Source organism: Rhizobium yanglingense, assembly GCF_977109285.1.
This window is the reverse complement of sequence record NZ_CDSAWY010000004.1, coordinates 792,788-819,423: the sequence shown is the minus strand read 5'-3', so window position 1 is coordinate 819,423 and position 26,636 is coordinate 792,788. Positions and strand designations below refer to the sequence as shown.

19 protein-coding genes and 8 pseudogenes are annotated in these 26,636 nt (G+C 60.1%); 20 read left to right on the top strand and 7 right to left on the bottom strand.

Features of this window, described 5'->3' with window-relative positions; genetic code table 11:
* The first annotated feature begins 125 nt into the window (after positions 1 to 125).
* Both ACW4PC_RS09060 and ACW4PC_RS09055 read left to right on the top strand, forming a co-directional pair.
* Positions 126 to 1,368: pseudogene (locus tag ACW4PC_RS09060) on the top strand (TCR/Tet family MFS transporter).
* Between the two features lie 145 nt (positions 1,369 to 1,513).
* On the top strand, positions 1,514 to 2,917 hold the full coding sequence (locus ACW4PC_RS09055; RefSeq protein WP_455873537.1) for an MATE family efflux transporter: 1,404 nt from the start codon (positions 1,514 to 1,516) through the stop codon (positions 2,915 to 2,917).
* Between the two features lie 16 nt (positions 2,918 to 2,933).
* Here ACW4PC_RS09055 and ACW4PC_RS09050 read toward each other — a convergent pair whose 3' ends face one another.
* Positions 2,934 to 3,254: an antibiotic biosynthesis monooxygenase family protein gene (locus ACW4PC_RS09050; protein WP_455873536.1), complete on the bottom strand. Its 321-nt coding sequence runs from the start codon at positions 3,252 to 3,254 to the stop codon at positions 2,934 to 2,936.
* Between the two features lie 125 nt (positions 3,255 to 3,379).
* Positions 3,380 to 4,585: a glutamine-hydrolyzing carbamoyl-phosphate synthase small subunit gene (gene carA, locus ACW4PC_RS09045; RefSeq protein WP_455873535.1), complete on the bottom strand. Its 1,206-nt coding sequence runs from the start codon at positions 4,583 to 4,585 to the stop codon at positions 3,380 to 3,382.
* Between the two features lie 274 nt (positions 4,586 to 4,859).
* On the opposite strand from carA, the gene ACW4PC_RS09040 reads away from it, so the two are divergent.
* On the top strand, positions 4,860 to 5,312 hold the full coding sequence (locus ACW4PC_RS09040; protein WP_039845442.1) for a GatB/YqeY domain-containing protein: 453 nt from the start codon (positions 4,860 to 4,862) through the stop codon (positions 5,310 to 5,312).
* Between the two features lie 2 nt (positions 5,313 to 5,314).
* Here ACW4PC_RS09040 and ACW4PC_RS09035 read toward each other — a convergent pair whose 3' ends face one another.
* Positions 5,315 to 6,172 (bottom strand): hypothetical protein, encoded by an 858-nt coding sequence (locus tag ACW4PC_RS09035; protein ID WP_455873534.1) that lies wholly within the window; start codon positions 6,170 to 6,172, stop codon positions 5,315 to 5,317.
* A 571-nt stretch (positions 6,173 to 6,743) separates the two neighbouring features.
* Positions 6,744 to 6,917 (bottom strand): BrnA antitoxin family protein, encoded by a 174-nt coding sequence (locus tag ACW4PC_RS09030; protein WP_455873650.1) that lies wholly within the window; start codon positions 6,915 to 6,917, stop codon positions 6,744 to 6,746.
* Positions 6,918 to 7,479: 562 nt separating this feature from the next.
* Here ACW4PC_RS09030 and dnaG point away from each other — a divergent pair.
* The 14 genes and pseudogenes from dnaG (at position 7,480) to ACW4PC_RS08960 (ending at position 21,793) form a co-directional block, all read left to right on the top strand.
* Positions 7,480 to 9,458, top strand: a pseudogene (dnaG, locus tag ACW4PC_RS09025) (DNA primase).
* Between the two features lie 14 nt (positions 9,459 to 9,472).
* Complete coding sequence (gene recQ / locus ACW4PC_RS09020; protein ID WP_455873533.1) at positions 9,473 to 11,314, top strand: DNA helicase RecQ; 1,842 nt, start codon at positions 9,473 to 9,475, stop codon at positions 11,312 to 11,314.
* 101 nt (positions 11,315 to 11,415) lie between these two features.
* A complete protein-coding gene (locus ACW4PC_RS09015; protein ID WP_455873649.1) occupies positions 11,416 to 11,877 on the top strand; it encodes a cupin domain-containing protein in 462 nt (153 codons plus the stop codon).
* A 287-nt stretch (positions 11,878 to 12,164) separates the two neighbouring features.
* Positions 12,165 to 13,352 carry a glycine C-acetyltransferase gene (locus ACW4PC_RS09010; protein WP_455873532.1) on the top strand — a complete coding sequence of 396 codons (1,188 nt, stop codon included), beginning with the start codon at positions 12,165 to 12,167 and terminating at the stop codon, positions 13,350 to 13,352.
* Positions 13,353 to 13,525: 173 nt separating this feature from the next.
* A pseudogene (gene tdh, locus ACW4PC_RS09005) lies at positions 13,526 to 14,564 on the top strand (L-threonine 3-dehydrogenase).
* 42 nt (positions 14,565 to 14,606) lie between these two features.
* A pseudogene (locus ACW4PC_RS09000) lies at positions 14,607 to 14,917 on the top strand (GFA family protein).
* Positions 14,918 to 15,366: 449 nt separating this feature from the next.
* Positions 15,367 to 17,423: pseudogene (rpoD, locus tag ACW4PC_RS08995) on the top strand (RNA polymerase sigma factor RpoD).
* 222 nt (positions 17,424 to 17,645) lie between these two features.
* Positions 17,646 to 17,939 carry a GYD domain-containing protein gene (locus ACW4PC_RS08990; protein ID WP_022714277.1) on the top strand — a complete coding sequence of 98 codons (294 nt, stop codon included), beginning with the start codon at positions 17,646 to 17,648 and terminating at the stop codon, positions 17,937 to 17,939.
* Between the two features lie 167 nt (positions 17,940 to 18,106).
* Positions 18,107 to 18,340 carry a hypothetical protein gene (locus tag ACW4PC_RS08985; protein ID WP_455873531.1) on the top strand — a complete coding sequence of 78 codons (234 nt, stop codon included), beginning with the start codon at positions 18,107 to 18,109 and terminating at the stop codon, positions 18,338 to 18,340.
* A gap of 277 nt (positions 18,341 to 18,617) precedes the next feature.
* Positions 18,618 to 19,244, top strand: coding sequence for a DUF930 domain-containing protein (locus tag ACW4PC_RS08980; RefSeq protein WP_455873530.1), 627 nt, complete (start codon positions 18,618 to 18,620; stop codon positions 19,242 to 19,244).
* 67 nt (positions 19,245 to 19,311) lie between these two features.
* The gene (locus ACW4PC_RS08975; RefSeq protein WP_455873664.1) at positions 19,312 to 19,491 is read left to right on the top strand and encodes a hypothetical protein; all 180 of its coding nucleotides are present in this window, start codon (positions 19,312 to 19,314) and stop codon (positions 19,489 to 19,491) included.
* 64 nt (positions 19,492 to 19,555) lie between these two features.
* Complete coding sequence (locus ACW4PC_RS08970; protein WP_455873529.1) at positions 19,556 to 20,362, top strand: AraC family transcriptional regulator; 807 nt, start codon at positions 19,556 to 19,558, stop codon at positions 20,360 to 20,362.
* Positions 20,363 to 20,433: 71 nt separating this feature from the next.
* A pseudogene (locus tag ACW4PC_RS08965) lies at positions 20,434 to 21,325 on the top strand (DMT family transporter).
* A 69-nt stretch (positions 21,326 to 21,394) separates the two neighbouring features.
* On the top strand, positions 21,395 to 21,793 hold the full coding sequence (locus tag ACW4PC_RS08960) for a DUF427 domain-containing protein (RefSeq protein ID WP_455873528.1): 399 nt from the start codon (positions 21,395 to 21,397) through the stop codon (positions 21,791 to 21,793).
* On the opposite strand, the pseudogene ACW4PC_RS08955 reads toward ACW4PC_RS08960, so the two are convergent.
* The 3 genes and pseudogenes from ACW4PC_RS08955 to ACW4PC_RS08945 form a co-directional block, all read right to left on the bottom strand.
* Positions 21,790 to 22,827: pseudogene (locus tag ACW4PC_RS08955) on the bottom strand (quaternary amine ABC transporter ATP-binding protein). The gene ACW4PC_RS08960 and the pseudogene ACW4PC_RS08955 overlap by 4 nt on opposite strands.
* A pseudogene (locus tag ACW4PC_RS08950) lies at positions 22,820 to 23,709 on the bottom strand (ABC transporter permease). Before ACW4PC_RS08950 ends, ACW4PC_RS08955 begins: the two co-directional pseudogenes overlap by 8 nt.
* 117 nt (positions 23,710 to 23,826) lie before the next feature.
* Positions 23,827 to 24,828, bottom strand: a complete 1,002-nt coding sequence (locus tag ACW4PC_RS08945; protein ID WP_455873527.1) for an ABC transporter substrate-binding protein — start codon at positions 24,826 to 24,828, stop codon at positions 23,827 to 23,829.
* Positions 24,829 to 25,195: 367 nt separating this feature from the next.
* Between ACW4PC_RS08945 and ACW4PC_RS08940 the strand changes: the two genes are divergently transcribed.
* From ACW4PC_RS08940 to ACW4PC_RS08930, 3 genes are all read left to right on the top strand, one after another.
* Positions 25,196 to 25,549, top strand: a complete 354-nt coding sequence (locus tag ACW4PC_RS08940) for a DUF1428 domain-containing protein (RefSeq protein ID WP_455873526.1) — start codon at positions 25,196 to 25,198, stop codon at positions 25,547 to 25,549.
* 13 nt (positions 25,550 to 25,562) lie between these two features.
* Entirely contained in the window at positions 25,563 to 25,985 is a 423-nt protein-coding gene (locus ACW4PC_RS08935; protein WP_455873525.1) for a secondary thiamine-phosphate synthase enzyme YjbQ, read from the top strand.
* 103 nt (positions 25,986 to 26,088) lie between these two features.
* Positions 26,089 to 26,403 (top strand): hypothetical protein, encoded by a 315-nt coding sequence (locus ACW4PC_RS08930; protein ID WP_455873524.1) that lies wholly within the window; start codon positions 26,089 to 26,091, stop codon positions 26,401 to 26,403.
* Positions 26,404 to 26,636 lie beyond the last annotated feature (233 nt).

Sequence of the window (26,636 nt, the reverse complement as noted above, 5' to 3'; positions counted from 1 at the left end):
CACTGGCGGCTTGATCAAAAACTTTGAAATGTTCACGTATTGTTTCATTTTTCTCGTTGAGCTATTAACAACCCCGGCGACGAGATCGTCTTTCCAGAAAGCAATCCCCTGTTGAGAGATGTTCCATGCTTGATCCCAAATTCGTTCGCCGCGGCCTCTTCCTCGTTTTCCTGATCCTGTTTTTGGACGTGATCGGCATTGCGATCATCATGCCGGTGCTGCCCGCCTATCTTGAGGAACTTACCGGCGGAACCATTAGCGATGCCGCACTCGACGGCGGCTGGCTGCTGGTCGTCTACGCCGGCATGCTGTTTTTGTTCTCGCCGCTGCTTGGCAATCTCAGTGACCGTTTCGGCCGCCGTCCGATCTTGCTTCTCTCCGTGTTGACCTTCGCGATCGACAATCTGATCTGCGCGGCCGCTACAAGCTTCTGGATGCTTTTTATCGGCCGGGCGCTCGCAGGCTTCAGCGGCGGCAGCTATGCGACCTGTTCTGCCTATATCGCCGACATCAGCAATGACGGGAACCGCGCAAAGAATTTCGGCCTGATCGGCATCGCCTTCGGCGTCGGCTTCACCATTGGTCCGGTCATTGGCGGTTTACTCGGCGAATTCGGTCCGCGTGTTCCATTCTTCGGCGCAGCGGCGCTTTCCTTCCTCAATTTCGCTGCGGCCTATTTCCTGTTGCCGGAAACGCTGGACGCCAAGCATCGGCGCACTTTCGAATGGAAGCGAGCCAATCCGCTGGGCGCGTTGAAGCAGATGCGCAATTATCCCGGCATTGGCTGGGTCGGCGCCGTCATGTTCCTCTTCTGGCTGGCACACGCCGTTTATCCGTCCGTCTGGTCCTTCGTGTCGACCTATCGCTACGGCTGGAGCGAAGGCCAGATCGGCCTTTCGCTCGGCATCTACGGCATCGGCGCTGCGATCGTCATGGGGCTTGTGCTGCCAAAGATCGTGCCGGTGCTCGGTGAGTGGAAGACCGCCATCGTCGGCCTTTGTTTCTCTGCCGTCGGTCTGACGGGCTATGCTTTCGCTTGGGAGGGCTGGGTCGTCTACACGGTCATTATTCTGCACCGTGATGGAAAACGTCGCCGATCCGCCGCTTCGCAGCATCGCCGCCGGCAAGGTGCCGCCATCCGCGCAGGGCGAACTACAGGGAGCGCTGACCAGCCTCAGCAGCATTACGACGATCGCCGGCCCGCTGATCTTCACGCAGATGTTCGGCTATTTCACAGCGCCGGATGCTCCGGTGACCTTTGCCGGTGCTCCCTACCTGCTCGCTGCCTTCTTTATTCTGTCGGCGGCCCTGGTGTTCCTCGCGAAGGTCCGGACACCGAAACCAGCCTTGGAGGCGCCGGCGCAATGAGCTATCAGAATTCGTGATGATGTGATGAATTTTTCATCATCTGCCCCTTTTAGGGTGGCTCTTTGCGGGCCTTTGATCTAAGGCCCGGTATTACTTTGCCGCGAAATGCGGCCTGAAGTGATTCAACCATACAGGAATGGCTCTGATGGACGCGCCGATCGACGTGCACAGGCTTGCGCCGCAAACCGACAATCACTGGGGTGCGCATTTCCGCGCTACGCTAGCGCTCGGCATTCCGTTCATCGGCGCACAGCTTGCCCAGCTTGGCATCAACACGACGGACGTGATGATCGTCGGTCGCCTTGGCGCCGAGAACCTCGCTGCCATGGTGCTGTCGGCGCAGTTTCTGTTCACGATCCTGATTTTCGGTTCGGGCTTTGCCATCGCGGTTATCCCGATGGTCGCGCAGGCTTACGGCCGGGGCGATGTCGTCACCGTTCGTCGCTCGATGCGTATGGGCCTTTGGATGGTCACAGTCTATTGGCTCGTCATGCAGCCGGCCTTCTTCTATGCCGAGGAGATATTGCTCGCTGCTGGCCAGAAGCCGGAAGTGGCAAAGCTTGCGCATGGCTATATCCTGATCGGCCATTTCGGCGTGCTGCCGGGGCTGCTTTACAATGTTGTGCGCGCGCTCGTCAGCGCGATCGGCAAGGCTGCCGTCGTCCTCAATGTGACCATTGCCATGCTGGTGATGAACGCGATCTTCGCCTACGCCCTCGTCCTCGGTCATTTCGGCTTTCCGGCAATGGGCCTTCAGGGCGCTGCGATCGTCTCGGTCGCAGTGCAGACTGCGGGCTTTTTCTTCATCCTCGCCTATATGCAGATGAGGGAGGAGACGCGGCGTTACGAGATCCTGGTGCGGTTCTGGCGGCCGGATTGGCACGCGCTTTGGGACGTCGTTCGTCTCGGTCTGCCGATCAGCGTGACTATTCTTGCGGAAGTCAGCCTCTTTACAGTTGCCTCGCTTCTGATGGGTTACATCGGCACGATCGAGCTTGCGGCACATGGCATTGCGCTCCAATGGGCGTCGATTGCCTTCATGATCCCACTCGGCCTCTCGCAGGCCGCAACTGTCCGCGTCGGCATTGCGCACGGGCAGGGGGACCATTCCGCTCTGGTTCGCGCCTCGATCGCGGTACTGATCATCGCGGCGGCGATCTCCGGTATCGGTGGCGTGCTTTTCGCCGTCATGCCGGAATTCCTCGGCAGCTGGTTCCTGGACGTCAGTTCGCCGGAAGCGCCGCAGGTGCTGGCTTACGCCGGTCCGCTCATCGTCGTTGCCGGTCTCTTCCAGCTCGTCGACGGCATGCAGGCGGTTGCCAATGGTTTGCTGCGCGGCCTCAAGGATGCGCGTGTGCCGATGATCATGGCGCTGATTGCCTACTGGCCGATCGGATTCTTCCTTGCCTGGTTCTTCGCTTTCCCGATGGGCTTCGGCGGCGTCGGCATCTGGTTCGGTTTTCTCGTCGGCCTTGCGGCTGCCGCAGTCATGCTCTGCGCACGTTTCTACATTCTCGTGCGTCACGAGGGGAAAATGGCCGGCGCCTGAACCGGCCATTTAATCGTCAAGCTGCAACCGGCTTGTAATTGGCGATGTCGGCGCGGATGCCGAGCCGCGTGAAAAGCGCCTGCGGATCGAAGTTTCGCGCGCGGTGCGCCGCCTGGACGGCGGCCTTTACCCGTTCGATGGTCTCGGCGCTATCCCATTCGGCAATCGTCACGAAATTGAATTCGCCCGGCCCCGAAACCTGCTCCAATACCGTGTGCCGGATGAAGCCTTCCTGGGCCTGCAGCACCTCGTGCGTCTTCAACACATTGAGCAGAAACTCCGCGCGTGCCTCCTCCGGCACAGCAAACTTGTCCACGCGATAAAAAGCGCTGTTCATCACCATCTCCTTAGTTGTCGATGTCACGGCAACCGGTCTAGTTCCTCAAGTTAAGTTGAGGTCAAGCGCCAGGTAAAAGAAAAAGCCCGCGGCAGGCGGGCTTTCGTTCGGCTGGCCACTGCGTCTCAACGCTCGGCGAGCGCTGCTTCGCCCTTCTTCCCGCGCACCATGTTGATGAAGCGGCGGAAGAGGTAATGGCTGTCCTGCGGGCCGGGAGAGGCTTCCGGATGGTGCTGGACGGAGAAGATCTGCTTGCCGGCGACGCGCAGGCCGCAATTGGTGCCGTCGAAGAGGGAAACGTGAGTCTCCTCAACGCCTTCCGGTAGTGACTTCGTGTCGACCGCAAAGCCGTGGTTCATCGAGACGATCTCGACCTTGCCGGTCGTATGGTCTTTCACTGGATGGTTGGCGCCATGATGGCCCTGGTGCATCTTTTCGGTCTTTGCGCCGAGCGCGAGGCCTAGCATCTGGTGGCCGAGGCAGATGCCGAAGACCGGGATGTCCGTCTTGATCAGCTTCCGGATTACCGGCACGGCATATTCGCCGGTTGCCGCCGGATCGCCCGGGCCGTTCGACAGGAAGATGCCGTCCGGCTGGATGGCAAGCACGTCCTCGGCGCTGGTCGTTGCCGGAACGACCGTGACCTTGCAGTCCAGGCCTGCAAAGAGGCGCAGGATGTTGCGCTTCACGCCGTAATCGAGGCAGACGACATGGTATTTCGCCTTGTCGGCGCCGAGTTCTGCGTAGCCTTCGTTCCAGATCCAAGGCGTCTGCGCCCATTGCGACGACTGGCCGGAGGAGGCGATCTTGGCGAGATCGAGGCCCTCGAGGCCGCTCCAGGCCTTGGCTTCCGCCTTTAGGGTTTCAACGTCGAAGACGCCGTTCGGGTCATGAGCAATCACCGCATTCGGTGCGCCGTTCTCGCGGATCCAGGCGGTGAGCGCGCGGGTGTCGATGCCGCAGAGGCCGATGACGCCGCGGGACTTCAGCCAGGCATCGAGATGCTTTGCGGCTCGGTAGTTGGAGGGCTCGGTGATGTCAGCCTTGAAGATGACGCCGACCGCGCCGTGGCGCGCTGCCGGCGTCAGGTCTTCGATGTCTTCGTCATTTGTGCCGATATTGCCGATATGCGGGAAGGTGAAGGTGACGATCTGGCCGAGATAGGAGGGGTCGGTCAGGATTTCCTCGTAGCCGGTCAGCGCCGTGTTGAAGACCACTTCGGCCTGGACCTTGCCGGTGGCGCCGATCCCCTTGCCTTCGATCACGGTTCCATCTGCAAGAACGAGCAGGGCGGTCGGCTTTTCGGTTGTCCAGGGTGCTGTCGCGGTCATCTTCATCCCGTTTCCGGCAGGTCCTGACGTCTTGGGGCCGTCAGACTGCCATTTGTGTTCGCAAGGGTATGGGCGCAGCTTGTCGCAGCGCATCTCAGGCCTGATCACGAATTTTGGTGCAGGTGGCGGTAGATAGCCGCGCTGTGCTCCGGCGTCAATCTTTCTAGCGTGGATCGGCCGCCTTTTCCTTCGCTTTCTCGCGCAAATCTCGCAATTTATTTGATCCCTGCCATCGGGCTGGTTTATGAAGCGCCATTCAACAGGAGTGAAGATAATGCTGCGCGATCAGGTCGCCACCGCGCTCAAGGACGCGATGAAATCCAAGAATGCCGAACGGCTCTCGACCGTCCGCCTGATCCAGGCGGCGATCAAGGACCGCGATATCGCCAATCGCGGCACAGGCAAAGGCGAGGCTCCGGATGACGAGATTCTGCAAATCCTCGCCAAGATGGTGAAGCAACGCGACGAATCGGCGAAGATCTACGAAGAAAACGCCCGTCCGGAACTCGCTGCCAAAGAGCGTGCCGAGATCACTGTGATCCAGGACTTCCTGCCGAAGCAGCTTTCGGACTCCGAAGTGCGGGCGAATATCGCTGCCATCATCAAGGAGACCGGCGCCGAGGGGCCGAAGGACATGGGGAAGGTCATGGCGGCGCTCAAGGAACACTATGCCGGCCAAATGGACTTCGCCAAGGCGTCGGGCACGGTCAAGGAACTGCTGAAATAGGCCTATGCAGCCGGGCCGAGCACTGCCTCGGCGGCAGCATCGACGACCGCGAATTTCGCGGCCTGATAATTCCAGTATTCGAGAATGAAGCCGCGCGAGAGCCAGAGATCGCCCTTGCGCGGCGGTTCCTCCCAGCCGATGCTTCCCATTTCGGCGGCCTGTGAAAGCAGGCGCTTCAGGTGCGTATTCGAAATCATGAATTGCGCACGGATTTCGCCGAGTGATACCGGACCAAGAGCCATGCGCTCCTTCGACCGATCGAAGCCCGGCAGGCGCGACATCAGATAATCCATGACCAGCCCGCCCGAATTTGCCCAGTTGAAGAGATTGAAGGTCCTGCCGGGGTCGCGCACGGCATCGGTTTCGATGATTGCCTTGGCGATCAGCGGTTGAATTTTGCCGATGGTTGAAAGATCCGCGCTTGCCCGCTCGAAGCGTTTCCCGCCATCGAGTCCGTCGAGGATGAACAGATGGGCGAGCAGCCACTTCAGGAAATGCTGTTCGGCCGTTTCTGTCGGCTCAAGCAGCCGCGTGCGGCGATCGCTCTGGCCGCTCGCCGGTCGCAGGAAGCGATAGGCAAGCATTTCCTGCATGAAAGCGGCAGCGGTATTGCGGCTGGCGATCTTGTTGGCGACGACGAATTCGACAAAGCGGCCGGAGTAAAGCCCTTTCTTTATGCCGTCTGGATAGCCGTAGTGCAGCGCAAATCCGGCATGCGCCATCAGCCAGCGCTGCTGTGCGGCAAAGATCGAGGCAATGCGCGGACTTTCGCGATAGATCGCGAGCATCTCATTGGCGCAGAGTAATACCGCTTCAAAAAAACGATCATCGGCTGCAAGTTTTTCTGCGGTAATAGACATCGAACATTCCAGGCGGGCACACGTATTCCATCTGTTACGAAGGACGCGCCTGTCAATGTTACTTTGCACAAGGATGCTGCGAAATTCCGATGGTCAGTTAACCGACAAGGTTAAAGCGCAAAAGTAAAGAAGGCAGGAGCTGGGGGTGCTCCTGCCTTCTTGCTCTTTGCTTGTCGCTGGCGACGCAGGCCGAAACCCAACCAGCGGCGTATTTGCAAAGGCACCCTTGCGAGGCGGCGCCGGGGGTAGGGATGGAGCCTCGCTCGGGGATCGCTTTGTTGGGAAGGAGCGTATTGCGATGCAGCAGAGGATTCAAATTACAAAAATATAATAATTCGATCGTGAGCTTGTTACATGCGAACGAACGGTGCGCACGGAAAACGCCAAGCTTATCCCGCCATCTTCTTCCGCGCGCGCTAATCGATTGATAATCAATGATTTTCATTCGTCGGGAGGCGTGCCTTGCCGCGAGCCTGTTTGGTCTGTCCGGATTGCGGACGGGGCGGTCGGCGTGCGCAGTTGTCGCACCCCTCGGCTGCAAGCTGTCACGCTTTTTTGATTGTCTTTTTTATCATTTTCGGAGTCGATCTTTCAGGCTTGTGCTGCCGGACATAGGGGGCAGGACGGCGTTGATGCGAGTTTGATAGCCCTTGGCGCTTGCCTGGAAGGAATCGACTACCTCTTGGTCCAGCCGTATTGACAGGGGTTTCTTGGCGGTCGGGCGAACGGCTTCCGCCTTAACCAGTCAATGTCGACGAATCCACCCAGTCGAAATCGTCGCGATGGCGCGCTCGATGTCCTCGCCGGTCATGGCGTCGACGCGGGCGTGGTCGGTCTTTGCCGGGTGCAATCATTTTTTGATCTCTTCAGCCGAATATCTGACGATACGCTCTTTGCTCGTTCTTGCGTGCCGCACGAGATAGTCCGGCAGGATTCAGCGCGCAGCGTATGGACGATCGCGATTACCATGAGCGAATCCGGAGAGATTGCCCATGTGCGAACTCCTCCATGTCGATAGAAATTTCTTTCCAGATGCGGTTCGTTCTATGCGGCCGCTGCTTTTGGAAAGTCGATTCCAGGTTTCATGGATATCTGCTTGCTGCTTGTTTTCGTCCCATTCGAAGGACGAGAACTGCTTGTGAACAGGCTCCATGTTGCAGCTAAAAGTTCAATTGCTTCTAGGCACGCATGCGTCGTCGTCTATACAAACTCGAGGGCGTCAAGCCTGTGAATAGCGCGTCTTTCCGCCGAAGTTCATGGCAGGTTCCGCCAAACCTGCGTATATGATGGTTCGCCAAGAGGTTCATATGCGCTTTTCCAATTCCTTTCTCGATGAGATACGCGACCGCGTCCAGATTTCGGATGTGATCGGCCGTCGCGTGAGCTGGGACAAGCGCAAGACCAATGTTTCGCGCGGCGACTACTGGGCCTGCTGCCCGTTCCACGGCGAGAAGTCGCCGAGCTTTCACTGCGAGGACCGAAAGGGCCGCTATCACTGCTTCGGCTGCGGCGTCACTGGCGACCATTTTCGCTTCTTGACTGAGCTTGAGGGCCTGAGTTTCCCCGAAGCCGTTCAGCAGATCGCCGATATGGCGGGTGTCGCCATGCCGATCGCCGATCCTGTCATGGAAAAGCGCGAGAAGGAGCGCGGCTCGCTTCAGGACGTCATGGAACTGGCGACGCAGTTCTTCCAGGACCAATTGCAGACGGCGAACGGCGCGCGGGGGCGGGCATACCTGCGCGACCGCGGACTGACGGGCCGGACAATCGACACCTTCCGCCTCGGCTTTGCGCCGGACAGCCGCAATGCGCTCAAGGAGTTTCTGGCGGGCAAGGGCGTTGCCAAGGAGCAGATCGAAGCCTGCGGCCTTGTGGTCCATGGTGCCGACGTGCCGGTCAGCTACGATCGCTTCCGCGATCGCATCATGTTTCCCATCCTCTCGTCGCGGGAGAAGGTGATCGCTTTCGGCGGCCGCGCCATGTCGCCGGATGCGCCAGCGAAATATCTCAATTCCAACGAGACTGAGCTCTTCCACAAAGGCAATGTGCTCTACAATTTCGCACGCGCCCGGCGAGCGATCCAAGGCGCAGACGGCGCCGGCACCATCATCGCCGTCGAAGGTTATATGGACGTCATCGCGTTGCATCAGGCCGGCGTCGAGAATGCCGTTGCGCCGCTCGGTACGGCTCTTACGGAGAACCAGCTCGAACTGCTTTGGAAAATGACACCGCAGCCGGTGCTCTGCTTCGATGGCGATGGCGCCGGCATCCGCGCCGCAAACCGCGCCGCAGATTTGGCACTGCCGCATCTGAAGCCCGGCCGAACTGTGCGTTTTGCGTTGCTGCCAGATGGCAAGGACCCGGACGACCTCGTGCGCCATGATGGCCGTGCGCCTTTCGACAAGGTGATGAGCCAGGCAAAGCCGCTCGCCGAGATGCTCTGGAGCCGGGAGATCAACGCGGGCAAATTCGATACGCCGGAGGCGCGCGCCGAACTCGAAGCCCGACTGAAGCAGATGGTCGCCGTCATCGTCGACGAAAATGTCCGCCGCCACTATCAGCAGGACATTAGGGACCGGCTCAACGCATTCTTTCAGCCGCAATTCCAAAACCGTGGCGAGCGCCGAAGCTTCGATCGCGGCGGCCGGCCCGGCGGACGCGGCGGGCAGGAGCGCGCGGAGCGCGCATCTCCGGCGGCGGCGTTTCCGAGCGCCTTGCGCGTTCGGGTCTCGTGCGCGGGCATCAGGAAATTCCGGCGTTGCGCGAAAGCGTGCTGGCGCTCACCATCGTCAATCATCCCGCCCTGATGCAGGACGAGTATGACGAAATCGCCTCGATCGATTACGACAACCGCGAGCTTCAGCGACTATGGTCAGGTGTGCTCGGTGCTGCGGCGGCCGCCGCCGGGCCGCATCTGACGCGCGAATACCTGATCGAGCGGCTGGAGGAGCAGGGTTTCGGCGCGCTCCTTAAGAGCCTGGAGCAGCAGATCCGCAACGCGCGCCTCTGGATCGCTACGGAGGAGGCGGCCATGGAGGATGCCCGCGAGGGCTACCGCCAGGCGCTTGCCTTCCACAAGCGCGCCAAGGCGCTGCGCTGGCAGAAGATCGAGCTCGAACGCGAGATCGCAGAGGCAACAGAGGCCGGAGACGGCGATGTCATCGACCAGTTGATGCGCGCCCTGCAGGAAGTTCATTTCGAAGGCCTCCGGCTGGAGAACCAGGAAGCCATCATCGATGGTTTCGGCGTGCTTTCCGGCCGCGTGAAGGGCGCGGCTAGCCATTGATGGACGGCGGCGACATGGCATTTTCGGCCGCAGGTGCGCTCTTCGGCAACGGCCGGGACCCGCTCGTTATCCTGAAGCGCGTCTACGGCTATCCCGCGTTTCGCGGCAAGCAACAGCAAGTGATCGATCAGCTCGTGGCGGGCGGCGATGCAGTGGTGCTCTTTCCGACGGGCGCCGGCAAATCGCTCTGCTTCCAGATCCCGGCGCTCTGCCGCGACGGTGTCGGCATCGTCGTTTCGCCGCTGATTGCCCTGATGCGCGATCAGGTGGAGGCGATGAAGCAGCTCGGCATCCGCGCTGCAGCGATCAACTCGTCGCTCACCCGCGAGGAATTCGTCGATGTCCGCCGGGCACTCTCGGCGGGTCAGCTCGATCTTCTTTATGTCACGCCGGAGCGGATCCTCATGGACAGCTTCAGAGAGACCATCGGCAGTGCGAAGATCGCCCTCTTTGCGATCGACGAAGCGCACTGCGTCTCGCAATGGGGGCATGACTTCCGCCCGGAATATCGCGAACTCGGCAGGCTTGCGGAACACTATCCGGGCGTGCCGCGCATTGCATTGACGGCGACTGCCGATCCGCACACCCGCGACGACATCATCGAACGGCTGGCGCTGAACAACGCCAAGGTTTTCACCACCAGCTTCGACCGGCCGAACATTTCCTACGAAATCGTCGAGCGCGATCAGCCGCGCCAGCAGCTCCTGCGGTTCCTCTCGAGGCACAAGGGCAATAGCGGCATCATCTACTGCCTGTCGCGCGCCAAGGTCGAAGACACAGCGGATTGGCTGAACACGCAGGGCGTGCGCGCGCTACCCTATCATGCCGGCATGGACCGGTCGCTGCGCGATGCCAATCAGGATGCGTTCCTCAAAGAGGAGGAGCTTTGCCTCGTCGCCACAGTCGCCTTCGGCATGGGCATCGACAAGCCGAATGTGCGTTATGTCGCCCATCTCGACCTGCCGGGCTCCATCGAGGCCTATTACCAGGAAACCGGCCGTGCTGGGCGCGACGGCCTGCCGTCGGAGGTCTGGATGGCCTATGGCATGTCCGACGCCATCCAGCGACGCCGCATGATCGACGAGGGCAATGCGGCCGATGAGATCAAACGCATCGAACGCGGCAAGCTCAACGCGCTGCTCGCCATCTGCGAAACGGCTTCCTGTCGCCGCCAGGCGATCCTTGGGCATTTCGGCGAGGCGCATGCCGGCAAGTGCGGCAATTGCGATACCTGCCTGAAGCCTGTCGAAACCTGGGATGGGACGGAAGCGGCGATCAAGGCGCTTGCCGCCGTCTATCGCACCGGCGAGCGTTTTGGCACCGGCCATGTGATCGATGTGCTTCTCGGCAATAGCAATGAAAAGACCGAGCGCTTCGGCCATGTCGACATGCCGGTCTTCGGTGCCGGCAAGGATATCCCGGCCCGCATCTGGCAATCCGTCTTCCGCCAGCTTCTTGCCATGGGTCTGATCCGCATCGATCATGAGGCCTATGGCGCGATGAAGCTGGAGCCGGATGCCCGCGCCGTGTTCAAGCATGAACGCCAGGTCTTCTTCCGCAAGGATCGCCCGGCCTCGGAACGCCGCACCAAGAAAGCCGAACGTAGCGAGCGCCGCTCCGGCCTTTCCGGCGCTGACGGCCTTCTCTTCGAAGCGCTTCGGGCCGAACGTACCTCGATCGCCAAATCCCTCGGCGTTCCGCCCTATGTCGTCTTCCCCGACACGACGCTGATCGCCTTCGCCACCGAGCGGCCAAGGAGCCGGAAGGAGCTGCTGAACATCTCGGGCGTAGGGCAATCGAAGCTTGAGCGCTATGGCGATGCGTTTCTGGACGTCATTCTGGCAAACGACGACTAGACCGGAAAGGGGCGGTTGCAGAGGGCTGCCTAATGCAATCGGGTGATGTTCTGCGTAGCCGGACCCCTGATATGTTTCCCCTAAAGTCCGGGGGAGCTTCAATGACAATTTTCAACAGAGCGGTGGTTTCGTTGCCCGGGCGTGAGCGGATTGCTAGACATCTGCACGACGGGCAGGTCTTTATTAATGCGACGGCAGAAGAGACCGGTGGCGTGCTCGGCATGTGGGAGACATTTTCGGCGCCGGGAACAGGACCGGCGCCGCATATGCATACGCGGGAGACCGAGGTTTTCCGCGTGATTGCCGGAGCCTATCGTTTCTGGTGCGGCAACGAAGTGATCGATGCGCCTTTGGGCACCACTGTCGTTCTGCCGCCGAACGTGCCGCATGCGTGGAAAAACGTCAGCGATGCGACAGGGCGCATGATGGCCGTCGTAACGCCCGGTGGTTTCGAACAATTCTTCATGGAACTCGAACGCACAGACGCCAACACGCCGGAGGCCATCCTTCTCATTCAGAAGCGTTTCGGACTTGTTGACGTCGAAATGGAAGCTGCGCTCTAGGATCAAGATCGGCATCTTGCAGTCCATCCACCGGTGAAGCTAGCCGCAAGGGCAGTTTCCACATCCTGACGGTCATGCCGCAATCGACGGTCAGGACATGGCCTTTGACGAAGGTGGCAATTCCGAGCGAGGTCAATCGGCGAAATCAAGGACGGTGTTTTGCGTGCCAGCTCCATCTTGCTGCGGAAGGCTGCTTCCTGCTGGTTTCGGCTCAGCGCTGAACAAGACAAGCCGACGGCAATATGCTAACTCGGCGACAGTCGGAAGCATCGGAAGAAAGACCGTCAATGACCTCGCAATTCATCTCCCATCTGCGCGGCGAACTCTCCGCGCTCAAAGATGCCGGCCTTTACAAGTCCGAGCGCGTCATTACCTCGAAGCAAGCCGGCGAAATCGCCATCGCCTCCGGCGAGCGCGTGCTGAACTTCTGCGCCAACAACTATCTTGGCCTTGCGGATAACGACGAGCTGGCCGAGGCGGGCAAAAAGGCACTCGACCGTTATGGATACGGCATGGCCTCCGTCCGCTTCATCTGCGGCACGCAAGAGGAGCACAAGCAACTCGAATCCCGCATTTCGTCGTTCCTCGGCATGGAGGACACGCTCCTTTATTCCTCCTGTTTCGATGCCAATGGCGGTTTGTTCGAGACGCTGCTTGGCGAGGAGGATGCGATCATCTCCGATGCGCTGAACCATGCCTCGATCATCGACGGCGTGCGGCTCTCCAAAGCCAAGCGTTTCCGCTATGCCAACAACGACATGAAGGCGCTGGAAGAAGAGTTGAAGAAGGCCGAAGGCAGCCGCTTCAAGATGATCGCGACCGATGGTGTGTTCTCGATGGACGGCATCATCGCCAACCTGCAAGGTGTCTGCGATCTCGCGGAGAAATACGGCGCCATGGTCATGGTGGACGACAGCCATGCCGTCGGCTTCGTCGGCACGCATGGCCGTGGTTCGCCGGAACATTGCGGCGTCGAAGGCCGTGTCGATGTCATCACCGGCACGCTCGGAAAGGCACTCGGCGGTGCTTCGGGAGGTTATACTTCGGCGAAGGCCGAGATCGTCGACTGGCTGCGGCAGCGCTCGCGGCCCTATCTCTTTTCCAATACGCTTGCACCGGTCATTGCCGCCGCCTCGCTCAAGGTCTTTGATCTGATCGAGAACGGCAACGCATTGCGCGAAAAACTTTCAGCGAATGCTGCGCTCTTCCGCGCGGAGATGACCAAGCTCGGTTTCACGCTGGCAGGCGAGGGGCATCCGATCATTCCCGTGATGCTCGGCGATGCCAAGCTCGCACAGGACATGGCGGCGCTGATGCTGAAGAAAGGCGTCTACGTGATCGGCTTTTCGTTCCCGGTCGTGCCCAAGGGCCAGGCGCGCATCCGCACGCAGATGTCGGCGGCGCATTCCAGGGCGGATGTCGAGCGCGTGGTTGCGGCTTTCGCGGAAGCGGGCAGGGAACTGGGCGTCATTTGACGCCACTTGCTCCATCTTCTCCCCGCCGGGGAGAAGATGCAAAAGGACAGATGAGGGGCCGAAGCGTCAGCGACGCTCTGAATGGAATGAAGCGCAAATAACGGTGTGCCGTGCTCCCCGAGGGGAGAAGGGAAACAGCGAAGCTGGGCACTATACAACACGGGAATCCTCGAATGTCGAATATGATGAAGGCGCTGGTCAAGTCGAAACCGGAAGTCGGGCTCTGGATGGAAAACGTCCCGGTTCCTGAGGTCGGGCCGAACGACGTTCTGATCCGCGTCAAGAAGTCGGCGATCTGCGGTACGGATGTCCATATCTGGAATTGGGACCAGTGGGCGCAGAAGACCATTCCGGTGCCGATGGTCGTCGGTCATGAGTTCTGCGGCGAGATTGCCGAGATCGGCTCCGCCGTCACCAGATACCATGTCGGCGAGCGGGTCTCCGGCGAGGGCCATATCGTCTGCGGCAAGTGCCGCAACTGCCGCGCCGGCAGGGGGCACCTGTGCCGCAACACGCTTGGCGTCGGCGTCAACCGTCCCGGCTCCTTCGGCGAGTTCGTCTGCATTCCGGAAGCCAATGTTGTGCCGATCCCGGACGACATCCCGGACGAGATCGCCGCGATCTTCGATCCCTTCGGCAATGCGGTTCATACTGCACTTTCTTTCGATCTCGTCGGCGAGGACGTGCTCGTCACCGGTGCAGGCCCGATCGGCATCATGGGCGCGATGGTCGCCAAACGTTCCGGCGCCCGCAAAGTCGTCATCACCGACATCAACCCGCACCGGCTGGATTTGGCGCGCAGACTTCGGCATCGACTACGTCGTCGATGCGTCGAAGGAGAACCTTGCCGATGTCATGAAGGCGATCGGCATGACGGAGGGTTTTGACGTCGGCCTGGAAATGTCGGGTGCAGCACCCGCCTTCCGCGACATGATCGACAAGATGAACAATGGCGGCAAGATCGCAATCCTCGGCATCGCGCCGGCTGGTTTCGAGATCGACTGGAACAAGGTCATCTTCAAGATGCTGAACCTCAAGGGCATCTACGGTCGCGAGATGTTCGAGACCTGGTACAAGATGATCGCCTTCGTGCAAGGCGGGCTCGATCTGTCGCCGGTCATCACGCACCGTATCAAGATCGACGAATTCCGGGACGGCTTCGAGGCGATGCGCTCAGGCAATTCCGGCAAGGTCGTGATGGATTGGAACTAAGGGGAAAACAATGATCTACCAAGGAGCTGCCACTGCGGCAAGATCGCATTCGAGGTGGACGGAGACTTCAAGACAGCGATCGACTGCAATTGCTCGCTCTGCCGCCGGCGGGGCGGCCTGCTTGCTTTCGTATCGCGCGACAAGCTAAAGCTGCAGACGCCGGAAGAAAACAAGTCGACCTATACTTTCAACAACCATGTCATCAAACATCACTTCTGCAGCAACTGCGGTATTGCACCGGCGAAGGCGTTCTTCCGAACGGCGATCCCATGGCATCGGTCAACCTGCGCTGTATTCCCGTGATCGATCTCGGTTCTCTGGAAATCATGCCTTACGATGGTGCGTCCCGATAGCGATGGGCGGCGGATATCCTGCAACGGCAGCTAAAAACCAGGAAGATCTCTCGTTGCCGTGGCAAGAATTCTTGCTCCCCTTGTCTTCTTGCGGTGACATCCTATCTAAGCGAAGCAATCGCTTGAGCGGTTCCCAGCCTGTGGATAAGGCTTTTTCCGTGTTTTCGACGGCTTTTTTAGTGGAAAAGCTTGACGCGAACAAAAATTGTGGGAATCACCGTTCGACTGGAAAGCGGTGAACTGGGTCGAGGCGGATCGCACATAACCATGGCCGGAAATTTCGAAGCACTAAAGCTCTGTCGTCCGGCATCAGCGATCGTGGTTAATTGGGCTTTAAAGGTCATCCCGTTAGGTGGGTAAGGTGATTCGAGGCTTGGGTTTGCGCACTCAGGCTTCGAGGGCCGTTCACCGCAGCGAGTTTGAATAGCGTCAGGAAGGCGACGATATAAATGGTAACCAAGGTCAAAGAGAACGAAGAAGCGGAAGTCGAACGCGACGGCGCATCCGACGGCCCGCTTCTCGATCTTTCCGATGACGCGGTCAAGAAAATGATCAAGGCCGCGAAGAAGCGCGGCTACGTGACGATGGACGAGCTGAATGCCGTTCTTCCGTCCGAGGAAGTGACGTCCGAGCAGATCGAAGACACGATGGCGATGTTGTCCGATATGGGCATCAATGTCATCGAAGACGAAGAAGCCGAAGAGGCAGGCCAAAGCGGCGGTGACGACGACGACGCGGGCGGCGATGACGAGAGCGAAGGCGGCGAACTCGCGCCTTCCGGCGGCACCGCGCTTGCAACGGCAAAGAAGAAGGAGCCGACCGATCGTACCGACGATCCGGTGCGCATGTATCTGCGCGAGATGGGTTCCGTCGAGCTCCTGTCGCGCGAAGGCGAAATTGCCATCGCGAAGCGCATCGAGGCCGGCCGCGAAACCATGATCGCCGGGCTCTGTGAAAGCCCGCTCACCTTCCAGGCGCTCATCATCTGGCGCGACGAACTGAACGAGGGCACGACCCTGCTTCGCGAGATCATCGATCTCGAAACGACCTATTCCGGTCCGGAAGCCAAGGCCGCCCCGCAGTTCCAGAGCCCTGAAAAGATCGAGGCTGACCGCAAGGCCGCCGAAGAGAAGGAAAGGACCCGCCGCATGCGTTCCGGCGACGACGACATCACCGATGTCGGCGGCGAAGGCATGCCCGTGGAGGAAGAGGAAGAGGACGAAGACGAATCCAATCTCTCGCTCGCAGCCATGGAAGCGGAGCTGCGGCCGCAGGTCATGGAGACGCTCGACCTCATCGCCGAGACCTACAAGAAGCTGCGCAAGCTGCAGGACCAGCAGGTCGAGCAGCGCCTTGCCGGCGACCGGCACGCTGTCTTCCGCCCAAGAGCGCCGCTACAAGGAACTCAAGGACGAGCTGATCAAGGCCGTCAAGTCGCTGTCGCTCAACCAGAACCGCATCGAGGCTCTCGTCGAGCAGCTTTACGACATCAACAAGCGCCTCGTTCAAAACGAAGGCCGCCTGCTGCGTCTGGCTGAAATCCTATGGCGTCAAGCGCGACTCGTTCCTGGAGCAGTATCAGGGTGCCGAGCTCGATCCGAACTGGATGAAGTCGATCGGCAATCTGGCTGCGCGCGGCTGGAAGGAATTCGCCAAGGGCGAGAACACGACGATCCGTGACATCCGCCAGGAGATCCAGAACCTCGCCACGGAAACCGGCATCTCGATTTCGGAATTCCGCCGCATCGTGCACATGGTGCAGAAGGGCGAGCGCGAAGCGCGCATCGCCAAGAAGGAAATGGTCGAAGCGAATCTTCGCCTCGTCATCTCCATCGCCAAGAAGTACACCAACCGCGGCCTGCAGTTCCTCGACCTCATTCAGGAAGGCAATATCGGCCTGATGAAGGCGGTCGACAAGTTCGAATACCGCCGCGGCTATAAGTTCTCCACCTATGCGACATGGTGGATCCGCCAGGCGATCACCCGCTCGATCGCCGACCAGGCGCGCACGATCCGCATTCCGGTGCACATGATCGAGACGATCAACAAGATCGTCCGCACGTCCCGCCAGATGCTGCACGAAATCGGCCGCGAGCCGACGCCCGAGGAACTGGCCGAAAAGCTCGCCATGCCACTCGAAAAGGTCCGCAAGGTCCTGAAGATCGCCAAGGAGCCGATCTCGCTCGAAACCCCTGTGGGCGACGAGGAAGATTCGCACCTCGGCGATTTCATCGAAGACAAGAACGCGCTGCTGCCGATCGACGCCGCCATCCAGGCGAATCTGCGCGAGACGACGACGCGTGTTCTCGCCTCGCTCACGCCGCGCGAGGAACGCGTGCTGCGCATGCGCTTCGGCATTGGCATGAACACGGACCATACGCTCGAGGAAGTCGGCCAGCAGTTCTCGGTTACCCGCGAACGCATCCGCCAGATCGAGGCGAAGGCGCTGCGCAAGCTCAAGCATCCGAGCCGCTCCAGAAAGCTCCGCAGCTTCCTGGACAGCTAAAAGCCGTACCGGCTGCGATGACAGCCTTGCGGTTGACTGATTGATGATCGAAGAGCCGGGTCCGTCCCGGCTCTTTCTTTTTGGGTTCCCAGACATTCCGTCGCTTTCCGCGCGGCTCAATGGTATAGTCTGGATGATACGGGGGACGGGACCGGCCGCAGCGCGTGAGCGAAGGTCGCCACATACCTGCGTGGACCAAAACCCTCCGTAGGGAGGTGTGCAATGACCACTTACGTCATGCTTATCAACTGGACGGATCAAGGCGTTCGCAGTGCACGCGACTCGGCAAAAAGGCTGGACGCGGCAAAGAAGGCGCTCGGCGAGATGGGCGGCTCCTTCAAGGATTTCTTTCTGACGATGGGTGAATACGACATGGTCTCGATATGCGAGGCGCCGGACGACGCGGTGATGGCGCGGTTCACGCTGCAGCTTGCGACGGCCGGCAACGTTCGCACGAAAACGCTAAAGGCGTTTCCGGAGGCTGCCTATCGCGAAATCATAGGTTCGCTCGGCTAGCGGCGATCGGCCTGCGGATCGCAGCTTCGTGAAGGTGAGAAGATGTGAACGATCCGCCGCGCGGCCTTAGCTCGGTCGCGCGGCAAAGCACTTTTTTGTTTTGCGGCTTGATGCTGCCTTCTTAAAAGGCCACATCCGTACCTTGTCGGAGAGCATAAGTCGCGGGCATGCAGAAGATCGTCGCAAAGCGCTGGGGAGAGATCAGTTGGGGTGTCACAGCCTCGATCGCGCTGCATATTGCAGTCGTTGCGTTTTTCCTTGTGAAGCTGCCTGAAAAGACGCCGCAGCCGCCGGAAGAAGAGACGGTGAACGTCGATCTCGTGCCTCCCGCCGGAAGAAGACAAGAAGCCGGAGGAGAAGAAGGCCGAGGAAAAGAAGGCGGAAGAGCAAAAGCCGCCTGAGAAACCTCCCGAACTGCCGAAGATCGAGGAGAAGGCTGAGCAGAAACCGCCAGCGCCCCCACCACCACCACCACCACCTCCTCCTCCGCCGGAAGCCAAGCCGGAAGAGAAGCCGTCCGAACCGCCGAAATCCGAAGCCAGGAACGATCCCTCCGACAAGGAGGGGAAGGGACAGAGAATTCCCGTCCTGAGGCGCGTCTTCGAATTTGGCGACAAGGATAGTGGCCCGCGCAAATCCGAAACGGGCAATGCTTCGGCGGAGGCTGGCAAGCCACCGGTGACGCCGCCCGACGAGCCGAAACCGGATGAGCCCAAGCCTGCCGAAACGGTCGCCGCAAAGCCTCCCGCCACGGACCAGCCACCGGCAAACCCGGCGCCGGACGATGTCAGTCTGCCTCAGGTTGATGTGGCCAATATCGACCCCCAGAAGAACGGACCTGCAGCTGGCGCAGGACACCAGGCGAAAACCGGCTTCGAACAGGCAAAGCCTGCGGACCAGCCCAAGATCGACCAGACGGAAACGACGAAGGCCGAAAAGCCAACCGAACTGAAGGAAGCAAAGACGCTGTTCTCGCAGAACGAAACGGATGATCCGATCGCCCGGACCGCCATGGGCAACATGTCGCGCGGAAGGCGGGCCGCGCAGCTTTGCAGCACCGAGCTTCGCGAGCAACTGGTTCACGGATCGCCCGCTTACAATCCGGTGTTACTCCCCCTTTACACGCTGCCGCGCGGTACCTTGCTCGATGTCCGGCGCGGTGCCTTCCGCACGCGCGAGGGCTGGTACGACGTTCAATTCCGCTGCGAGGTGGACGAGGGCGTAACCAGGGTCGTCTCGTTTGCCGTCGATGTCGGGGATCCGATCCCGCCCAGCCTGTGGCGGAGCCGCAATCTTTCTGAGTAATGACCGGGCTCGCACCAGCCCTGCGCAAGTGAGCTCTTTTAGTCTGCTTTCATCGCTGAATGTACCGGTGAATGAAAGGACGATGATGTCGAACGAGATCGAACACTTCTTTGAAATGCAGGACGAGGCCGCGAGCCTGGCGTTCCTCGAAAACAAGGGTGATGAGCTGACCGATATTCTGGTCGCAGCGCTCGAAGACGCCCTGAAAATTCTCTCCGACGAAATCCGGCCTGAAACACTTCACTAATCTCGGCAAAGACGTTGCGTGCTTCGCCTGCCGCTGGCAGAGTCCGGCCGGAAGGAGACGCTGCGTGGCCAAAAGTCAGTTCACGATGCACCGTTCGGCGATGGCCGGGGTGGAGGCCGTGGAAGCGGAAACCCGCCACAGTTTCGCACGGCATACGCATGAACAATTCGGCATCGGCCTGATTGTCTCCGGTGCGCAGAAGTCGCTGAGCGGGCGCGGCATGGTCGAGGCGGAAGCCGGCGATCTCATCACCGTCAATCCGAACGAGGTCCATGACGGCGCACCGATCGGCGAGGGGCGGTCGTGGCGCATCCTCTATTTCGATCCGGCGATCATCGGCGATCTCGCGCAGGATGCCGGCGAAAGCAGGATGGTGCGCTCGGAAATTCCGCGCCCCGTTATTCAAAACAGCGTCCTTGCAGCACGCTTCGCGAGCCTCTTTGCCGCAATCACCGGCGGTTCCACGCAGGATGACCTTGCACGCGAAGAACTGCTCCTCGGCGTTGTTGCAGATGTGATGCGCGAACAGCCGATGCCGGACGTGGCGCGTATGGCGCCGGGCACGATCCGCAAGGCGCAGAGCCTGATCGACAGCGATCCCCTCGCCAATGTCTCACTTGCCGATCTTGCGCGGGAAAGCGGCCTTAGCCGGTTTCAGGTGCTGCGCGGTTTTGCGAAAGCAACCGGCATGACGCCGCATGCCTATCTCGTCCAGGCGCGCATCCACATGGCCCGCCGCCTGATCGCTTCCGGCACGCCGCTTGCCCAAGCTGCCTTGGCCAGCGGCTTTGCCGATCAGAGCCACATGACACGCGTCTTCACTGCCAAATATGGCCTCACGCCGCGTGTCTACGCCACGGCACTTGCCTGACGGCCTGCAATTTCGTTCAAGAAGCTACTTCGCCTTTGCGGTTTTCTTCGTCCATCGAAACGGAGAATCCCATGACAAAAGCATTTCAGGGCTACATCTATCTGACGCTGGCGATGATCACGGTCGGCAGCACGGTGATCGCCAGCAAGGTCATCGCATCAGGCCTTCCGCCGTTTACGGCAACGGCACTGCGTTTCGCTGCGGCATTCCCCTTCTTCCTGCTTCTGATGCAACTCACCCGATCGCGGCTGCCGAAACTGTCGCGCCACGATTGGCTCATCCTCGTGACGCAGGCAGGGGCGGGCAGCGTCGGCTATACGACGTTGTTGATCTCCGGCCTGCAGCTGACGTCGGCGACGAATGCCGGCGTCATCATCGGCACGCTGCCGGTCGTCTCGGCGGTGATCTCGATCCTCATTCTCGGCGAAAGGCCGCACCGCTTCCTGCTGGTTGCCATCGCGCTTGCTGCTTTCGGCGTCTTCTGGGTCGCGGTGACACCGGGCGCATCCGCAGAGGGCTCCCTGGCCGGCAATGCGCTGATCCTCGGCGCCGTCATCTGCGAGGGGCTGTTCATTCTTCTCAACAAGCGCATGCAGAGCGGAGATCCTGCCGCTCACGCAGTCGGCGCTGATGACCGGCATCGGTTTCCTCGTTGCCGGCATTCCGGCTCTCTTCGAAAGCCATGCCGCAAGCGGTTTTTCCGCAGCGGCGCTTGCGGCCGTCGTCTATTATGCGCTGGTGCCTACCGTCGGCGGCTTCATCTTGTGGTACGCGGGCTTAGAGCGCGTCAGCGGCAGCGAGGCTTCGCTGTTTACGGCAATCGCTCCGGTCTCCGCGGTCATTTTTGCCTTCGTGCTGCTCGGCGAGCCGGTCGGCCTCCATCAGATTTTCGGCGTCGCCTGTGTGCTCGCCGCCGTTCTGGGGCTCGGCTTGTCTGCATTTGCCCGGGTGCGGCGCGCGTGACAGACCCCTTGGGAAGCGCCGCGTATGACCCTATGTAGGAACGGTGTAATCTTTCGAAGGCGAACGCTCATGTCAGACAAGCCGATCAAGATTCCCGGGCCTGATCATCCGATCACCGTAGACCACAATCCAGCGCGCGTCGTCGTCAAGCTCGACGGCAAGGTCGTCGCTGATACGCGCGATGCGCTGACATTGCGCGAGGCTTCCTATCCGCCGGTGCAGTATATTCCGCGCAAGGATGTCGACATGTCGCTGCTTCAACGCACCGACCACTCTACTTATTGCCCCTACAAGGGCGAGGCCTCCTATTACAGCATCACGCCCGGCGGCGAGCGCGCGAAGAACGCCATCTGGACCTATGAAAACCCGCATGCGGCGATGCGCGAAATCAAGGACCGTATGGCGTTCTATCCGGATCGCGTCAATTCGATCGAAGAACTGCAGGCGCCTGAGGCCGGCGAGTTTTAGTGTCCCGTCCCGACAAGACAGCGCACGAGACCTTCCAGCGACACGCGGCCTGCGGGCAGGCCATCGGCGCCGGTGACGGTCGCGTGCGTGACGTTGCTTTCGGTCATCATCCGCATTCCTTCCTCCACGGTCGCTTTGCCGGGGATGCGGATCACGGTGTCGATTGCGGGATTGCTGAGCGGCTCCATCAGCGCTTCGATCGGGATGACGCGGCTGCGGTTTACTTCCTTGACGAAGGCCTCGATGTAGTCGTTTGCGGGATTGAGCACGATATCGGCGGCCGAGCCCTGCTGGATGAGCTCGCCATCGCGCAGAATGGCGACCTTGTCGCCGAGCCGCAACGCCTCGTCGAGATCGTGGGTGATGAAGACGACGGTCTTCTTCAGTTCCTTCTGCAGGTCGAGCAGCACGCTCTGCATGTCGACGCGGATCAGGGGGTCGAGGGCGGAATAGGCCTCGTCCATCAAGAGTATCTCGGCATCGTTGGTGAGTGCGCGGGCAAGGCCGACACGCTGCTGCATGCCACCCGAAAGCTGGTTCGGATAATGTCCGGCAAAGCCGTCGAGCCCGACGCGCTTGATCCAGATATTCGCACGCTCTTCGCGCTCGCCCTTGGGTACGCCCCTGTATTTCCAGTCCGTAGACGGTGTTCTGCAGCACGTTGCGATGCGGCAGCAGGCCGAACTTCTGGAACACCATCGCCGTCCTGCGGCGGCGGAACTCGCGGAGTTCCTCTTCGCTGCATCTTGCAGATGTCGGTATTGCCATAGAGCACTTCGCCCGCTGTCGGGTCGATCAGACGGTTGATGTGGCGGATCAGCGTCGACTTGCCGGACCCGGAAAGCCCCATAATGACGGTGATGCTGCCCGCCGGGAATCGAGATGTTGATATCCTTCAGTCCAAGGACATGCCCGTGCTCGCTTGTTGAGCTCGGTTTTCGACATGCCGCTTTCTGACGGCTTCGATGATAATCGCCGCCACGCGGACCGAAAATCTTGTAGAGATTGCGTATTTCAATCGACTGACTAGCCATGCACGATTTCCCGGTGCTTCTGCAGCCTGAGACCATAGGCCTGGCTGATGCGGTCAAAGATGATGGCGATGCCGACGATGGCGAGACCGTTGAAGACGCCGAGGGTGAAGTACTGGTTGGCGATGGCCTTGAGGACCGGCTGGCCGAGGCCCTGGACGCCGATCATCGAAGCAATGACGACCATGGCAAGTGCCATCATGATCGTCTGGTTGATGCCGGCCATGATGGTCGGCAACGCCAAGGGAAGCTGGACGTTGCGCAGCTTCTGCCAGCTCGATGAACCGAAGGCGTCGGCCGCTTCGAGCACGTCCTTGTCGACCATGCGGATGCCGAGATTGGTGAGGCGTATCATCGGCGGCAAGGCATAGATGACGACGGCGATGACGCCGGGCACGCGGCCGATGCCGAGCAGCATGACGACCGGGATCAGATAGACGAAGCTCGGCATGGTCTGCATGACGTCGAGCACCGGATTGATGGCATTCTGGAGCCGGTTGGAACGCGACATGCCGATGCCGATCGGCAATGCCGATCGCGATCGAAAGCACCGTGCAGACGAAGATCATCGAAACGGTCTTCATCGTGTCTTCCCACATGTCGAACCAGCCGATCAGCAGAAGCGTCGCGGCGCAGCCGATGACAATCTTCCAATTGCGGCTTCCAAGCCAGGCAATGCCGGCAACGACCAGGATCACCAGCGGCCAGGGCGTGCCGGTGAGCAGCCTTTCAGCCCCAGATCAGAAAGCTTTGCAGCGGGCTGAAGAGCCCTTCGATGCCGTCGCCGTAAGCGCGGGTAAAAGCGCGAAAGCCTTCGTCCACGTTCTTCTTCAGAACGCGCAGCGTGTCGGCATCCATTGTCGGAAATTTCCAGAGCCAGTCCATATTAGTTCCCCATGGCTAAAGCGGCGGCGGCCCTGTTCTTCTTATGGCCGTCGCGCAAAAGGATCGGGCTGGCGGTGCCTGGATGTCAAGCACCGCCTGCTTGCGGATCATGAGGGATCAGAGGGAAGCCTTGATCTTCTCGGCGACTTCCGGAGAGACCCATTCCTTCCACAGGGCTTCGTTTTCCTTGAGGAAGTGCTTGGCGCCGTCTTCGCCGGTAGCTTCCTGGTTGTCGGTCATCCAGGCAATCAGCTTGTTAACGGTGTCGTTCGTCCAGGCACGCTTGTTGAGATAGTCCATGGCCGGGCCGGCGCGATCGGCAAAGGTTTTGCTCACCAGTGTCTGAACGTCGTCGGCCGGCCAGGCGTTCGGCTTGGGATCGGGGCAATCGGCAACCGAGGTACAGCGCTTCCATTCCGCCGCATCGTATTCGGAGCCGTAGCCGAGTTTCACCATCTCATATTTACCGAGGAGCGAGGTCGGGGCCCAGTAATAGCCGACCCAGGGCTGTTTGCCTTCGTAGGCCTTGGCGATCGAACCGTCGAGGCCGGCTGCCGAGCCGGTATCAACCAGCGTGAAACCGGCCTTGTCGCCGCCATAGGCCTTGAAGAGCTGCGAGGTCACGACCGTTCCGCCCCAGCCTTGAGGGCCATTGAAGACGGCGCCCTTGCTCTTGTCTTCGGGAGCAGGGAAGAGTTCGGGATGCTTGAAGAGATCAGGAATCGTCTTGATGTCTGGATGGGCTTCGGCGATGTATTTGGGGATCCACCAGCCCTGGATCGCGCCGTCCGAAAGGATTTTCGAGGCAGCGACTACCTTGCCGCCTTCCAGGCCGCGCTTCACGATTTCCGGCTGGAGGCTTACCCAGGCTTCCGGTGCGACATCCGGCTCACCCTTTTCAGCCATTGATGTGAGCGTCGGAACCGTATCGCCGCTGACGATCTCGGCGGTGCATCCGTAGCCTTCCTCGAGGATGATCTTGTCGAGGTTTGCGGCAACTTCGGCCGATTGCCAGTTCATGCTGGCAATGGTGACGTTGCCACACTCCGCGGCCGACGCCGCGCTCGAAAGGCCGATCAGGCCGGCTGCAAGGACGGTTGAAGCCAAAAGTGCTTTCATTTTCTTGTTCCCTCTGGTCGCGGTGTGACGTGAACCCAGGCGCCTGCGGCACCGCGTCCGCCAGCAAGCCTATTGAGCATGCTTTCATGCGCCATGCGCCATTCCGTTTGCGTCAAAAAATGGCGCATTGACGCTTTCTTTCAATGGCTGATCAGGTGCTTTGTCGCGATCGGAACAATCGTTCCCTGGGCGCAAATTGTGCCAAGCGGATCATTCAGAAAGAAACGCGTCTTTTGCCTGATCTTGCCAAGACCGGGATGCCGCGGGGCTGGAAATCGGCGGATCAGGCATATTTTCTTACCTATATTGTCGGGCCTTGCGCTCGCCATCCGTCCTATGATCGTCAACAGAAGATAGGAGAACGACAATGCCTTACATCGACGGATTCGTCGTGGCTGTTCCGAAAGCCAATATCGAGGCTTACAAGAAGCTGGCGAATTTCGCCGGCTCGATCTGGAAGGAGCATGGTGCGCTCAAATATGTCGAGTGCCTTGCCGACGATGTGCCCTATGGCGAACTCACCTCGTTTCCGCGTGCGGTGATGGCGAAGGAAGACGAAGTGGTAGGGTTTTCCTGGATCGTCTATGGATCGAGGAAGGAGCGCGACGATATTGTGGCCAAGGTCATGTCCGATCCACGCCTGCAGGGCGATGAATGGAAAACGGTTTTTGATGGCAAGCGACTGATCTACGGCGGCTTCGAAACTGTCGTCGAACTTTGAAAAAGGGAGTTCCATGCCCCAGGCGATCATCTCCGTTTCAACCCGGGGGCAGGGCCTCTATGAATTCACCGACCAGGCGGCTGGCTTCGTGCGCGCAACCGGCGTGGACGAAGGTTTGCTCACCGTCTTCGTGCGCCACACCTCCTGTTCGCTCTTGATCCAGGAAAATGCCGACCCGGATGTGCAGACGGACCTCAGTGCCTTCTTCCGCCGGCTCGTGCCGCCGTCATCGGACCCATCGATGCGCTGGATTGTCCACACAACCGAAGGTCCGGATGACATGCCTGCCCATATCAAGGCGGCGCTGACACAGGTTTCGTTCGGTATTCCTGTTACGAGCGGCAAGATGGTGCTCGGCACCTGGCAGGGACTCTATCTCTTCGAGCATCGCGACCGTCCTCATCGTCGCGAAATCGTGCTGCATGTCAGCGCCTGAACCGAACCTGAATACGCAATTCGAACCCCATTCAGTTTGAGCCCTCTATTGTCAAATCATCCCCGGAAAGGGGTCGATCGTTCTTTGAAACTAGGAAAACCCGATGACCAATTTCATTGCCAAGGCATCGTTTGCCGCATTGCTTGCCATCGCTTCGATCCCCGCCAGCGTCTCGACTGCTGCCGCAGCGGGCCCGGAGCGCGGTGGTGTCATCGACGTCCAGTATCATCGTCCGCCACCGGTCTACCGCGGTTGCTCGCCAGTCATGGCTGTCCGCGCGGCTCGCTGGTCCGGCCTGCGCGACGTGCGCGTCGTCAATGTCACACCGCGCCGCGTCGTCGTTGCCGGCCGTGACCGCCGTGGCTGGGACCGCATGACCTTCGCGAATGTCCGTGGCTGCCCGCTGATCCGCCGTTAAAAAGTAGCAGCCGCCGGTCTTTCAGACGCGGCGGCACAAGAACCGCCTTTGCCAATTCTTCTCGGATCACGGCAAGGGCGGTTTTTTATTGCCGGGATTACGGTCGCAAAATGAAAAAAGCCTCGCGACGGGCGAGGCTGAGTTCTAGGCCGCTTCGGGGAAAAGAAGAAGCGACGCTCATTTCATTAGTACCGTCGAGTACGGCTGCAAAGTGCACTTTTGTCAATTCCGGT